Genomic DNA, 12,586 nt, shown 5'->3' on the forward strand with positions numbered 1-12,586 from the left:
AGCCCGGACCGATCAGGCCGGTTGCGGCAGCGCGAGCAATTCGCCAAGGACCTCTCGCAGCCGCGGATGCTGCGGTACCCGAATGGCGAACTCGTTCCGCAACAGGGCAATCAACTCGTCGGGGTCGGTGATCTGCCGGCGCTCGCTGTCCTGGCCCAGGCGATGCACGGCGTAGCTGCCGTTATTCAGGGTCCGGCGCAGGCCTTCGCCCATCAGCGCGACTTTCAGCTGACCGAGAAACGGCGAGTTCTTGTGGGTCGAGACGAACCAGTTACCCATTTCGTAATCCACGGCTTCCTGCCGCTGCAGGTCGAATACATACATCGCCCGCCACTCGCCGGCGACCTTGGCGCGCAGGGTGTAACTGCCATCACGCTCGGTGATTCGATAGGGCTCGTGGGGCGTGGCCTGCTCGTCCTCGGTATCGAGCAGCAGCGGCGCGGTGGGCACCATGCCGCCAAAGCCGACATCCGAAACATAACGCACGCCGTCCAGGGTCAGCAGCACCAGGCGGTGAGCGCGCGCGGACCAGGCATCTTCCGGCCCGCCCATCACCACTCGCCCGGTAATGCCCCGCGCCTCATAGCCCAGGTGCTGCAACAGCACCTGGTACATCTGGTTGAGTTCGTAGCAGTAGCCACCACGGCCCTCATGCAGGACCTTGTGCTCCACCGAAGCCAGGTCGATCGGCACCGGCACGCGCAACAGGGTCGACAGGCTTTCAAAAGCGAAGGTGCTGGTGTGGCGCAACTGCAGCTCGCGCAAGGTCGCCAGGGTTGGTGGCGGTGCGCTGTCATAGCCGAGCCGTTGCAGGTAAAGCGCGAAGTTCATCAGGTGGGGCTGACTCATGGAGTTGTCCTTATGCATGAGGTGTCGCGTATCGGCGCTATGTATAAGCCATTGAAGCCCCGAACCGACAATTGATTTGGCCAATATCCCTGCTCGAAACAGCCCGTTAATGGACCGCCTCCGCTGCCGGAAAAACCTGCCCTATCAACCAGAAGACGCGCAACGCAATCCTGCATCCGGAGGCGAAGCAGGCAGGAATCGTGCGTCATGGACCGGAGTGAGGCAACGTCTCGAACAGCCGCTGGATTACCCGAATTAGGACAACGAGCAATCAGCGATCCGAGCGAGCCAACGGTTGGCTGACGCTCTCGATCGCCACCCGATTGCGTCCGGATTTCTTGGCCTGGTACAGCGCGGCATCGGCGTGCTCGAGGAACGCTTCGATGCTGTCGTGCCCCTTCGGCACGAAGCAGTAGCAACCCAGGCTGAGGGTGACTCGTGCAAAGGGCGAGCCGGTATGCGGGATGTTTTTCTCCATGACGCCGCAGCGAATCTGCTCGGCCATGGCCAGCGCCCCGTGCATCTCGGTATCGGGCAACAGGATCACGAATTCCTCCCCGCCATACCGCACCGCCAGGTCGGCCTTGCGCTGACAGCAATCCCTCAGCACCTGCGCCACCTCGGCCAGGCACTGATCCCCGGCGACATGGCCGTAGGTGTCGTTGTAGCGCTTGAAGAAATCGATATCGAGCATGATCAGGCTCAGCGGGCTCGCCTGCCGCCCGCCGCGCCCGAACTCGGTTTCCAACGCCCGCTCGAGCAGCCGACGATTGGCCAGGCCGGTCAGGCTGTCATGGGTCGCGATCACCTCCAGCGCTGCCTGTGCGGTCCGCAGGTCGGCCTCGATACGCTCGCCGTTGCGTACCTGGTGCACGAAGACCCAGCCGAACAAGCCGATCCCCAATACCACCAGGGCGACAATGGCGCTGGACTGGTAGGCGCTGGCGTACCAGTCCTTGAGGACCGCATCCTTCGAACTTGCCGCGCTCACCACCAGCGGGTAGGCGTCCAGTTGCCGATAGCCGTAGAGCCGCATCTTTCTGTCGACCAGCGAACGAATCATCGCAGTGCCCGAAGAAGACTCAGGCAAGTACTTGCTGAAAATTTCCCCGCGCGCCAGGGATGCGCCGATCTGCCGCTCCTCCAGCGGACGCCGCGCCAGCAGGGTGCCATCGGACAGGGCGAGGAACATGCTGCCGTTGTCATCGATGTCGAAGCTTTTGAAGAACTGGTCGAAATAGGCCAGCCGGATACCGGCCAGCAGCACGCCTTCGAAATTGCCCTGCTTGTCGTTCAGGCGCCGCGTCAGCGGAATGATCCACTCGCCGTTTTCCCGACTGCGGATCGCAGGTCCGACGTGGGCCAGCAAGGAAGCGTTCTGCTGATGAAAGCGGAAGTAATCGCGATGGGCCACGCCTGCGCTACGTGGCAAGCGCTCGAACGAGGTGACCACCCAATGCCCCGCCCGGTCGAACAGGAACAGGCCATGCAGCTGTTTGAGCGCTTGCGCCCTCTGCGCAAAGATCTTCTGCAGGAAAGGCTTCTGCTCAGGGCCATAACCATCCTTCTGAATCCAGTCGGCCAGGCTGGCCAGCACCAGGTCGGCCTCGATGAAGGTGTCCTCGGCCTGTTGCGCCATGGCCCGGGTCAGGTTCGACGAGGCGACCTGCGCCCGCGCCATATCGTAGTGATAGGACTGCGCCAGTTGCAGATAAAGCAGGCCGCACAGGCACAGGCAAACCATCGAAATGAATACCACCGCGGCCTTGAGCAGCGGAAGCCGTTTCAAGGTTCGATCGGAGGCATGGTGAGGATCGTGAATCGGGATAGGCAAAGCATCATCCTGGCAGGGTAAGGCATCCAATGCAGCCGGGCCGGCCAATCCTAAGAGGTAATAGCGAACAGTTCAGGGTGGCGACGTCTGAAAATGTAGAGCATTTTTCTGATGATCATCAGGGATATATAAAAAACACCCTGCCACAATACAAACATCGGCATCCAGCAGAGGGTCATGAATCGCTGGCCACCCTCCGCTAAGGTAAAGTACCTTCCGAGACTACACTTACCCTCACATCACGATAGGAAGTCGGAATGAGTAAGGTCGATGAACTCGCCGCAAGGCTGAAACAAAAACAGGACAGCTGGGCCAAGGAAGACATCTCGGCAGACAAGGCCATCGAGCTGTGGCCTGCACAGGTCTATGAGATGTACCACCAGGTCGAGACCTGGCTGACTCCACTTTCAGAGGTCGGCCTGAATATCCGGCGCGTCCCCACTCGCGTGTTCGAGAGCCACCCCTCTGGCGCCACCTTCAACTATGCCATCGATCAACTGCTGATCGAGGGCAACCATAAAAGCATCCTCCTCGACCCTATCGCCCGCTTCACCACCGGTGGCGCCGGGCGTGTCGAAATCCACGGCAAAGGCCCTGAACGCTACCTGCTGCGCAACGGCAGCGAACATGGAGAGGGGCACTGGCTGATCCAGACGGTTCCCAGCTCCGGTAAATCCAGGCCGGACCCGTTCGAACTCAATGAAGACACCTTGTTGTCCGTGATCCAGGAAGGCCTGGATCTCTGAACTCCGCTCAAGCGACTGCCCCTCGGGCAGTCGCGTCGCTGAAGCCGACGGCTAGAGCCGCCGCGCCGCACAATACGCCACTATCACCTGGGACAACGCAGCCACTATGCCCTGATCGGCATCCTTGGCCGTGAACAGCCGAAACTCAGCGTCAGGCAGTACCGGCAAGCCATGCTCAGCCCCCAATACCGCAAGCCCTTGCCCCAGCTGGCTGGTGGCTATCGGCGCCACCGCGAACCCGGAGAGGGCCGCCGTGCGCAACGCCGCGGTGCTCGGGCAAAGCATTGCCGTGCGCTGGGCGATTCCTGCTTGCGCCAGACGCTGCAGGGCTACCGCCCGATAAGGGCATGGCTCGGGAAACAGCGCCAGTGGCAACGGAGTCGGCAAGCGACCCACCAGATACGCGGAACTGGCCCATACCAGCGGCTCCTGCCACAACAGCAGGCCCGGCTCACGGGTTTCACACAGCGAACCTATGACCACCTCAAGGCCGCCCTGCTGCATGCGCTCCAGCAGCGTGCCGGGAATATTCACCTGTATATCGATTTCCATGCCCGGATACTGCGCCGCGAACTCCTGCAAAAGGCGCAGCAGGCGGGGCTCGACAAAGTCCTCGGACATGCCGATCCGCACCCGGCCGTGAAATGGCGAACGCGTCAGCTCGGCCCAGGCATCGCGGTTCAAGGCGAGGATGGCTCGCGCATAGGCCATCAGGCGCTCGCCATCGGCAGTCAAGTGCTGGGAACGCGTGGTACGGGTCAGCAGCGGCTTGCCGACCTGCTCTTCCAGGCGTCGCAGATGCCCGCTGACCGCCGACTGCGTCAGGTGCAGCCGTTCGGCGGCACGGCTGAAGCCTTCCTCGTCCACCACCGTTACAAAGGTCTTGAGCAACAGAACATCAAACATATAAGAATACGTGATCAATCAGCCATTTATTTACAATTTATATTCCGCAAATCGCTATGTTGCAATGTCGGCATTCCTCATCCGAGATGCCGTCATGACCCGCCTGCTGCATATCCAATGCTCTCCCCGCAAAGAGCGCTCCGCCTCGCAACAAATCGCCCGAGGTTTTATCGACCGCTATCAGACCCACCATCCACACACCGAAGTCAGCACCCTGGACCTGTGGAGCCTGGACCTGCCGGAATTCGACCAGCACGCCATGGACGCCAAGTACGCCGGCCTGCAAGGCATGGCCCTGTCCCCCGACCAGCAAGACGCCTGGAACACCCTCGAAACCCTCGCCGCCCACCTGCACCACGCCGATCTGCTGGTACTTTCCGTACCCCTGTGGAACTACAGCATCCCCTACAAGCTCAAGCACTTCATTGACCTGGTCACGCAGAAAGACATCCTCTTCAGCTTCACCGCCGAACACGGCCTGCGCGGCCTGCTGCACAACAAAACCGCGATCGTCGCCTACGCCCGCGGCCTCGACTTCTCGCCGCTATCCGACACGCCTGCGGAACGCTTCGACTTCCAGAAGCCCTACATCGAGGCCTGGCTGAAGTTCGTCGGCGTCACCCAGGTCCACGCGCTGATCGTGGAAAAGACCATCCTGGGGCATGAGGTGGATCAGGTGGCGCGGCAAGAGGCCGGGAATCGGGCCAGGGAGCTGGCGGATAGCTTCAAGTGATTTAAATGCAGCGAACATTCGCCTAGCCATGCGGCTATCGAATCACACATAAAAAGCGGGCGACCTTAAGATCGCCCGCTTTTTATTAGCCTGCCGTTGTTCATACAACCGACCGGAATATAGGAACCGAAGACCATTCATCCTCCTGATACGCGCGCCCTTGCAACCCCGGAACTCCATTCCTGATAAACTTCCCCTCCTTCGCCTCACCCATCCAGATTGCCCAATGCTCTTATCTCCTGCTCCAACTGCCTCGCCAGCCCTCTCCCGCCGCTTCTCCGTGGCGCCGATGATGGATTGGACTGACCGCCACTGCCGCTTCTTCCTGCGCCTGCTGTCCAAGCACGCCCTGCTCTACACCGAGATGGTCACCACCGGTGCGTTGCTCAATGGCGATCATGAGCGTTTTCTGCGTCACGACGAGTCCGAGCATCCCCTGGCGTTGCAGTTGGGTGGCAGTACGCCGGCGGATCTGGCGGCTTGCGCGCGGATGGCTCAGGAGCATGGTTACGATGAGGTGAACCTCAACGTCGGCTGTCCGAGTGATCGGGTGCAGAACAATATGATCGGCGCGTGCCTGATGGGGCATCCGGGCCTGGTGGCCGATTGCGTGAAGGCGATGCGCGATGCGGTGAGCATTCCGGTGACGGTCAAGCACCGGATCGGCATCAATGGCCGCGACAGTTATGAACAACTGTGCGATTTCGTCGGCCAGGTGCGCGAAGCTGGGTGCACCAGCTTTACCGTGCATGCGCGGATCGCGATTCTTGAGGGGCTGTCGCCGAAGGAAAACCGCGATATTCCTCCCCTGCGTTATGACGTGGCAGCACGCTTGAAAGCGGATTTCCCCGAGCTGGAAATCATCCTCAACGGCGGCATCAAGACCCTGGAAGCCTGCCATGAGCATCTACAGACTTTCGACGGGGTGATGCTGGGCCGCGAGGCCTATCACAACCCCTACTTGCTGGCCGAGGTGGATCAGCAGCTGTTCGGCAGCACCGCACCGGTGATTTCCCGGGCCGAAGCGTTGGCGCAGTTGCGGCCTTATATCGCCAGGCACCTGGCCACGGGCGGCGCCATGCACCACATCACTCGCCATGTATTGGGGCTGGGCACCGGTTTTCCGGGGGCGCGCAAGTTCCGCCAGTTGCTCTCGGTGGACATTCACAAGGCCAAGGATCCGCTGGCGCTGCTGGATCAGGCCGGGCAGTTGCTCGAAGGTCGCTAACGATCACTCGGGTTGAACCTGATGGGTGTTTTGGCATCGTAGTAAACGGATAGCGCCCCAGCATTCAAACACCTGTTTTTCAGGTTGTTGCCCTTGGGGCTCGTTTAGGCATCCGGTTACGCATTCGCGCCCTTGAGCGGCTGTCAGCGCTCGGGTAATGTCAACAGACCCACAGGACAGAGCACTCTCATGACTTCCAAGCTGGAACAACTCAAGCAGTTCACCACCGTGGTTGCCGACACCGGCGACTTCGACGCTATCGCCCGGGTCAAACCGGTAGACGCCACCACCAATCCTTCCCTGTTGCTCAAGGCCGCGGCCATTCCGGGTTACGCCGAGCTGCTGAACGCCTGCGTCAGTGACGTCAAGGGCGATGTCGGCCTGGCCAGCGACCGTTTTGGCGTCGCCGTGGGCAAAGAAATCCTGAAAGTGATCCCCGGCCGCATTTCCACCGAAGTGGATGCCCGCCTGTCGTTCGACACCGATGCCATGCTCAAGCGCGCCCATCGCCTGATCGAGCTGTACGACAAGGCCGGCATCGGCCGCGAGCGCGTACTGATCAAGATCGCCTCCACCTGGGAAGGCATCCGCGCCGCCGAGCAGCTGGAACGCGAAGGCATCCAGACCAACCTCACCCTGCTGTTTTCCTTCGCCCAGGCGATCGCCTGCGCCGAGGCCGGGGTGTTCCTGATCTCGCCGTTCGTGGGGCGCATCTACGACTGGTACAAGAAGGCCAGTGGCAACGACTACACCGGCGCCGACGATCCGGGCGTGCAGTCGGTGACCCGCATCTACAACTACTACAAGGCCAATGACTACAAGACCGTGGTTATGGGTGCCAGCTTCCGCAACCTGAACCAGATCGAGCAACTGGCCGGCTGCGACCGTCTGACCATCAGCCCGGACCTGATCGAGAAACTGGCCGCCGACACCGGCAAGCTGGAGCGCAAACTGGCGCCCGGCCACGCTGGCGAAGCTCGCCAGAGCCTGAACGAAGCGCAGTTCCGCTGGGCCTCCAACGAAGACGCCATGGCCACCGAAAAACTGGCCGAAGGTATCCGTCAGTTCGCCCGCGACCAGGAAAAACTCGAGGCACTGCTGGCCGCCAAGCTCTGATCGAGCGAGCGTCAACGCAAAAAGGGCGGCCCCTCACGGGTTCGCCCTTTTTTATGTGCTGCCGCTTTATGGGATCAGTTGCGTTCCAGGGCATTCACCAGATCGTGGAAAGCCTCGCGGTTGGAGTCGTTCAAGCCCATGAGGATCTTGTGCGCCTCCAGCACCTTGAGCCGCACCACCTCTTCCGACTGGTCCTGGGACGGCAGGTCGGTCAGGCATTCCGGGCATGGGATCGGACGGTCAACGATGTTGAACACCTGATCGAAGCCCATGGACTGCAGCAGTCGAGTGATGTCTTCGTGGGTGGTGACGACGGTCGGCAACAGGCCGACCTTCTGCCGCGACAGGATCGACAGTTTGGCCAGCAGGCCCAGGGTGGTGCTGTCGATACTGCGGGTTTCGGTCAGGTCGATCACGATCGCCGAGAAGTTCAGCGCCGTGAAGATTCGCTCAATAGTCGCATCCAGCGCCGAACACAGGGTCAGGCGCACTTCACCGATAAACTTCAGGACAAAGGTGCCGTCCTGCTCGGCGAACTGGATTCTACCGGTACTCATTAAAGATTCCTGCTCAACACCAACAGGGCGATATCATCCGGCATCTCCCCTAGCGTGGCCAATCCAAAAACCTGCCGCAGACCATCCAGGCTGCCGCCTGCCGTTCTCACCCGTTCAGGTAAGGCGGCTTCTTTCTCTTTGAGTGTGGGTTCCGGCAAAAGGTCCAGAATGCCATCAGACATCAGCGTCAAGCTGAAGCTCGGAGGCAGTTCCAGAATGTGGTCTTCATAGGTGGCTTCATTGAACAAGCCTACCGGCAGCCCCCGCCCTTCCAGGTAACGCACACTGTCTGGCGTGTACAACACAGGCAATGGCAGGTGTCCGCCAATGCTATAGGTCAACAAGCCCGTCTCCTCGTCGATGACGCCACCGACCATTGTCACGTGTTTGCCCAGCTTACAGCTGATCAGGCCACGGTTGATATGGCCCAGGACTTCCGACGGCTTGAATTCCGGCAAAGTGCCGTTGCGCTTGGACTCGAACAGCAAGCGCGTGGTCATGAACTTGAGCAGCACCGTGACAAAGGCCGAAGACGCGCCATGCCCGGAAACATCCGCCAGGTAAAAGGCTACGCGGCGCTCGTCGACACGAAAGTAGTCGACGAAATCGCCGGACAGGTACAACGACGGAATGATCTGGTGCGCGAACTTGAACTCATCAATGGTCCATGGGCTCACCGGCAGCATGTTCATCTGCACCTGGCGCCCGGCGTTCTGATCTTCCTGCAGCAGGCTCAGGCTGGCTTCGAGCTCGCGGTTGGCGGCTTCCAGCTTCTCCCGGTAGCGCTGGTTTTCCAGCAACAGGCGCGCGCGATCCAGGGCCCGGCGCACCGAGTGCTCCAGCACCGCGAGGTCTTCCAGCGGCTTGATCAGGTAGTCCGCCGCGCCCAGGCGCAAGGCCTCGACGGCATCATTCATCACACCGGCACCGGAAACCACGATGACCGGGGTTTGCGGTTCGATGTCGGTTACCTGACGGATAAGTTCGAGGCCGCCCATCTGCGGCATGCGCAGATCGCAGATCACCAAGTCGGGCTTTTCCTGCTCGAACACCTGAAGTCCCTGCTGACCGTTACTGGCCTGCAGGACGCTGAAGCCACTGTCTTCCAAATAGGCCGCGAGGCTCGCGCGCACTACTTCGTCGTCATCGATTATCAGCAGCGTGGCACTGGTTTTTGGCATGTGGGCAAACGGCGCCAGAATTAGGTTGGCGTAGGTGGCTGGGCACGAGGCCTGGACACACACTACTGGATTCGCTTTCTAGCCACTCTGGAAATGGAGTCAGGGCCCGTAGCCCTGCACGCTCGACCATCAGAGGTGCCCTTCTAAGGCGCAGACGGTACTCCCATCCGCGGGGCGTTTCAAGCTCATGCCGATGGTCGCCGGACGTCTTTACACCTCAAATCACCGGGAGTTATAAGAACAGGCAATTCCGCAACTTAAACGCAGGTTGGAGCCTATGAACCCAAACGATCGTGACTACAGTGAAAAGCGCGATTACATCCGCATGCGGGTGGATGCAGAGGTCACGCTAATCCACCAGGGCCAGGTGATTGCGGCCGTCTGCATCGACCTTTCCAGCAGTGGCATGCAGGTTCAGGCTCCGCGCTCATTCAAGGTCGGCGACCTGCTCAGCGTGCGTATCGATTCCGAGCACGCCGCCCTCAGGGGACTGGAAGCGGACACCGAAGTGGTCTGGGTCACCGAGCTGGAAGGCAACGGCCAGAAACTTGGCCTTACAATCCTGAAGATGAGCTGATTCTAAGATCAACAAAAAAGGCGGCCCCAAGGGCCGCCTTTTTCATGGACAGGTCGCTTAAAAATCGTCTTCGACCTTGCCGTCCTTGACCTTGAATTCGCGGTTCTGCAGGTACGCATTGCGAATGAAGGTGTACTTGTCGCCACTGATCAGCTTCTCGCTCGACAGCAGGCTCGCGCGGGTGTCGACGACCTCCAGGGCAAACACGCTGTTACGCACCGGCACGTCGTTCACATAACGGTAACCGTCGGTGAAGCTGTCCACATACTTGGCCGGCGCATCGCGCAGGGTGCTCGGACCGAAGAACGGCAGCATCACGTAAGGACCACTGCCGACGCCCCAGTAACCCAGGGTCTGGCCGAAGTCTTCATCGTTACGTTGCAAGCCCATCTTGGTGCCCACATCGAAGAAACCCGCCACACCGATGGTGGTGTTCATCAACAGCCGCGCGGTGTCGACGGCAGCGGCATGGGGCTTGGCTTGCAGGATATCGTTGGCCAGGTTGCCGACATCACCGATATTACGGAAGAAGTTGTGAATGCCGTCTTCGAGAAATTGCGGCGTTACTGCCTGATAACCTTGCGCCAGAGGTTTCAGCGCATAGGTGTCGATGGTGTCGTTGAACGTGAAGATCGGGCGGTTGATGCTTTCCCACGGATCGTCTTCCGCAGCGTGGGCCAAAACCGGTACCAGCAGCATGCCGGCACACATAAGCTGAGCGAGACGATTGCTCCAGCGCATAGCAGAAACTCCTTGGATTGTACTGTCGCGGGCGCTATGCCCTGGCGGTAAGCGCGCTAGTATAAGTCGGATATATCCATTTATGCAGCACTGGTGCAGTGCTTCGCCCTCTCCCCCTCGTTTGCATGGCCTGTTCACAGGGATGTCACCCAACGGTCATCTGTCGTCGATACTCTTGCAAGGTATTTCAGGGACGTCACGATGCCTCACGCCGAAGCCTTGCCTGTATCCGCCCCCACTTTGACCGCCGTGCTCTTTGGCCTCAGCGGCTGCCTGGTGGATTTCGGCGCGCGGATGCGCCTGCACAGCGCCGACCACCCTCTGGAACAGGCCCACGCCACTCACGGCGCCCTGGACATTCTGCACAGCCTGCAACACCAGGGCGTGCCCTGCGCCTGGCTCGACGAGTTGCCCGCCCCCCTCAGCCAGCACCTGGCAAGTTCACTACCCGACTGGGTCACCCCCTCCCCTAACACCGGCTCCCGCTGGCCGGCTCCCGATGCCTGCTGGCAGGCGCTGATGACCCTGAATGTCAGCCGGCTGGACGGCTGCGTGCTGGTCAGCGGCGAACCGCGCCTGCTGCAATCGGGCCTCAACGCCGGCCTGTGGACCATCGGTCTGGCATCCTGCGGTTCGCTCTGCGGCATGAGCCCGACACAATGGCAGGCACTGAGCCAGCAGGAGCGCGAACTCAAGCGCGGCAAGGCCACCCTGCATCTATTCAGCCTCGGCGTGCACTCGGTGATCGACCATCTGGGCGAGCTGCCAACCTGCCTGGCCGATATCGGCCAGCGTCGCCAGAAAGGTGAAAAACCCTGACTTGATCAAGATCATGCACATTGCCCGCGAGTGGATTACGCTAAGGCTCAGACATGGACCTTTAGCGAATCGGCGCGGTCCATGGCTGTGCCTATCAATGAAGGGAGAACGCCATGCCTGCCCGCGAACTGCAAGAACAGCTCAATACCCTGCGCGAGCAATTGGAGCAGAACCCACCGCTTTCGGAAGCAGAACGCGCCAATCTGCAGGAATTGATGCAACAGATCGAGCTCGAGCTCAAACTGGAAAACGCCACCCAGGACACCAGCCTGGCCGACGGGGTCAACCTCGCCGTCGAACGCTTCGAGCTTGAACACCCCGCCATTGCCGGCACCTTGCGCAACATCGTGCAAACTCTCGGCAACATGGGGATTTAACCCCTTACAGACAAAAAAGCCCCGCTACCAGAGCGGGGCTTTTCATTACTGGCGAACCAGTCGGAAGTTGGCGAAACTCGCGGTTTCGGTGCTGCGGTACGGGTTGATGTCCAGGCCACCACGACGCACATAACGCGCATACACCGTCAGCTTCTCCGGCTGCAGCAAACGCTGCAGGTCGAGGAAGATCCGCTCCACGCATTGCTCATGGAAGTCCGAGTGCTGGCGGAAGCTCACCAGGTAGGCCAGCAGGCTGGCGTGGTCCAGCGCCGGGCCACGGTACTCCACCACCACGCTGCCCCAGTCCGGCTGGCTGGTGACCGGGCAATTGGATTTGAGCAGATGGCTGTGCACGCTCTCCTCGACGATCCGCGACCTGTCGCACTGCAGCAGCTCCGGACGCGGGTGTTCATAGCTGCTGACGCTGATATCCAGCTCGTCGATGCAGGCACCCGGCAAGGCCACCACACCTTCCGCCTCCACTTCGCCCAGGCTGCGGATGCGCACGCCCACCGGCTTGCCGGCCGCCGCAGAGAGGTCGGCACGCAAGGTTTCCTCCAGGCTCTGGCGATCCGCGAAAGGGGTCTGGTTCAGTGAGTTGAGGTACAGCTTGAACGACTTCGACTCGATGATGTTCGGTGAGTCCGCCGGAATGCTGAACTCGGCGATGGCCACCACCGGCTTGCCGGAGGGCAACAGCCAGGACAGCTCGAAACAGTTCCAGAAGTCCACGCCTTTATAAGGCAGGGTGTCGGCGCTCAGGCCCAGCTCGGCCCATTTTGCCGCCCGCGGGATTGGGAACAGCAAGGATGGCGTGTAGGTGGAGACGTATTCACTGGACTTGCCCAGCGGCGAATGTTCGGCTGCGGGATGCATGGCGGAAACCTGACTGAAGAATCAGGCGATTCTATCAGTCTTTGCC

Annotated in this window: 14 protein-coding genes; 7 read left to right on the plus strand and 7 right to left on the minus strand. The window is 60.7% G+C overall.

Annotation, left to right across the window (positions count from 1 at the left end):
- Positions 1-12: 12 nt before the first annotated feature.
- The gene (locus AC07PQ_RS22855; protein ID WP_493185234.1) at positions 13-849 is read right to left on the minus strand and encodes an arylamine N-acetyltransferase family protein; all 837 of its coding nucleotides are present in this window, start codon (positions 847-849) and stop codon (positions 13-15) included.
- Between the two features lie 271 nt (positions 850-1,120).
- Positions 1,121-2,683, minus strand: a complete 1,563-nt coding sequence (locus AC07PQ_RS22860) for a sensor domain-containing diguanylate cyclase (protein ID WP_493185235.1) — start codon at positions 2,681-2,683, stop codon at positions 1,121-1,123.
- Between the two features lie 257 nt (positions 2,684-2,940).
- On the opposite strand from AC07PQ_RS22860, the gene AC07PQ_RS22865 reads away from it, so the two are divergent.
- Positions 2,941-3,429: a hypothetical protein gene (locus tag AC07PQ_RS22865; RefSeq protein ID WP_493185236.1), complete on the plus strand. Its 489-nt coding sequence runs from the start codon at positions 2,941-2,943 to the stop codon at positions 3,427-3,429.
- 51 nt (positions 3,430-3,480) lie between these two features.
- Here AC07PQ_RS22865 and AC07PQ_RS22870 read toward each other — a convergent pair whose 3' ends face one another.
- Entirely contained in the window at positions 3,481-4,335 is an 855-nt protein-coding gene (locus tag AC07PQ_RS22870) for a LysR family transcriptional regulator (RefSeq protein ID WP_101337314.1), read from the minus strand.
- A 94-nt stretch (positions 4,336-4,429) separates the two neighbouring features.
- Here AC07PQ_RS22870 and AC07PQ_RS22875 point away from each other — a divergent pair, with 94 nt between their 5' ends.
- The 3 genes from AC07PQ_RS22875 to tal all read left to right on the plus strand — a co-directional run bounded on the left by AC07PQ_RS22875 (position 4,430) and on the right by tal (position 7,412).
- Entirely contained in the window at positions 4,430-5,068 is a 639-nt protein-coding gene (locus tag AC07PQ_RS22875) for an FMN-dependent NADH-azoreductase (RefSeq protein WP_493185237.1), read from the plus strand.
- Between the two features lie 226 nt (positions 5,069-5,294).
- Positions 5,295-6,296, plus strand: a complete 1,002-nt coding sequence (dusA, locus tag AC07PQ_RS22880) for a tRNA dihydrouridine(20/20a) synthase DusA (RefSeq protein WP_493185238.1) — start codon at positions 5,295-5,297, stop codon at positions 6,294-6,296.
- 189 nt (positions 6,297-6,485) lie between these two features.
- Complete coding sequence (gene tal, locus AC07PQ_RS22885; RefSeq protein WP_007926971.1) at positions 6,486-7,412, plus strand: transaldolase; 927 nt, start codon at positions 6,486-6,488, stop codon at positions 7,410-7,412.
- Between the two features lie 74 nt (positions 7,413-7,486).
- Here the strand turns inward: tal and rssC are convergent, their stop codons facing one another.
- A complete protein-coding gene (rssC, locus tag AC07PQ_RS22890; protein ID WP_007926970.1) occupies positions 7,487-7,969 on the minus strand; it encodes an anti-sigma factor antagonist RssC in 483 nt (160 codons plus the stop codon).
- Positions 7,969-9,150 (minus strand): two-component system response regulator RssB, encoded by a 1,182-nt coding sequence (gene rssB, locus AC07PQ_RS22895; protein ID WP_007926968.1) that lies wholly within the window; start codon positions 9,148-9,150, stop codon positions 7,969-7,971. The genes rssC and rssB overlap by 1 nt, the downstream gene beginning before the upstream one ends.
- A gap of 277 nt (positions 9,151-9,427) precedes the next feature.
- Between rssB and AC07PQ_RS22900 the strand changes: the two genes are divergently transcribed.
- Positions 9,428-9,727, plus strand: a complete 300-nt coding sequence (locus tag AC07PQ_RS22900; protein ID WP_493185239.1) for a PilZ domain-containing protein — start codon at positions 9,428-9,430, stop codon at positions 9,725-9,727.
- A 57-nt stretch (positions 9,728-9,784) separates the two neighbouring features.
- Here AC07PQ_RS22900 and AC07PQ_RS22905 read toward each other — a convergent pair whose 3' ends face one another.
- The gene (locus AC07PQ_RS22905; protein WP_007926966.1) at positions 9,785-10,468 is read right to left on the minus strand and encodes an MlaA family lipoprotein; all 684 of its coding nucleotides are present in this window, start codon (positions 10,466-10,468) and stop codon (positions 9,785-9,787) included.
- A 201-nt stretch (positions 10,469-10,669) separates the two neighbouring features.
- On the opposite strand from AC07PQ_RS22905, the gene pcrP reads away from it, so the two are divergent.
- Positions 10,670-11,287 carry an HAD superfamily inactivated hydrolase PcrP gene (pcrP, locus tag AC07PQ_RS22910; RefSeq protein WP_493185240.1) on the plus strand — a complete coding sequence of 206 codons (618 nt, stop codon included), beginning with the start codon at positions 10,670-10,672 and terminating at the stop codon, positions 11,285-11,287.
- Positions 11,288-11,400: 113 nt separating this feature from the next.
- A complete protein-coding gene (locus AC07PQ_RS22915; protein WP_007926964.1) occupies positions 11,401-11,664 on the plus strand; it encodes a DUF4404 family protein in 264 nt (87 codons plus the stop codon).
- A gap of 45 nt (positions 11,665-11,709) precedes the next feature.
- Here the strand turns inward: AC07PQ_RS22915 and queF are convergent, their stop codons facing one another.
- Complete coding sequence (gene queF, locus AC07PQ_RS22920; protein WP_007926963.1) at positions 11,710-12,540, minus strand: NADPH-dependent 7-cyano-7-deazaguanine reductase QueF; 831 nt, start codon at positions 12,538-12,540, stop codon at positions 11,710-11,712.
- Positions 12,541-12,586: the final 46 nt, after the last annotated feature.

Source organism: Pseudomonas sp. GW821-FHT09E12, from assembly GCF_059416085.1.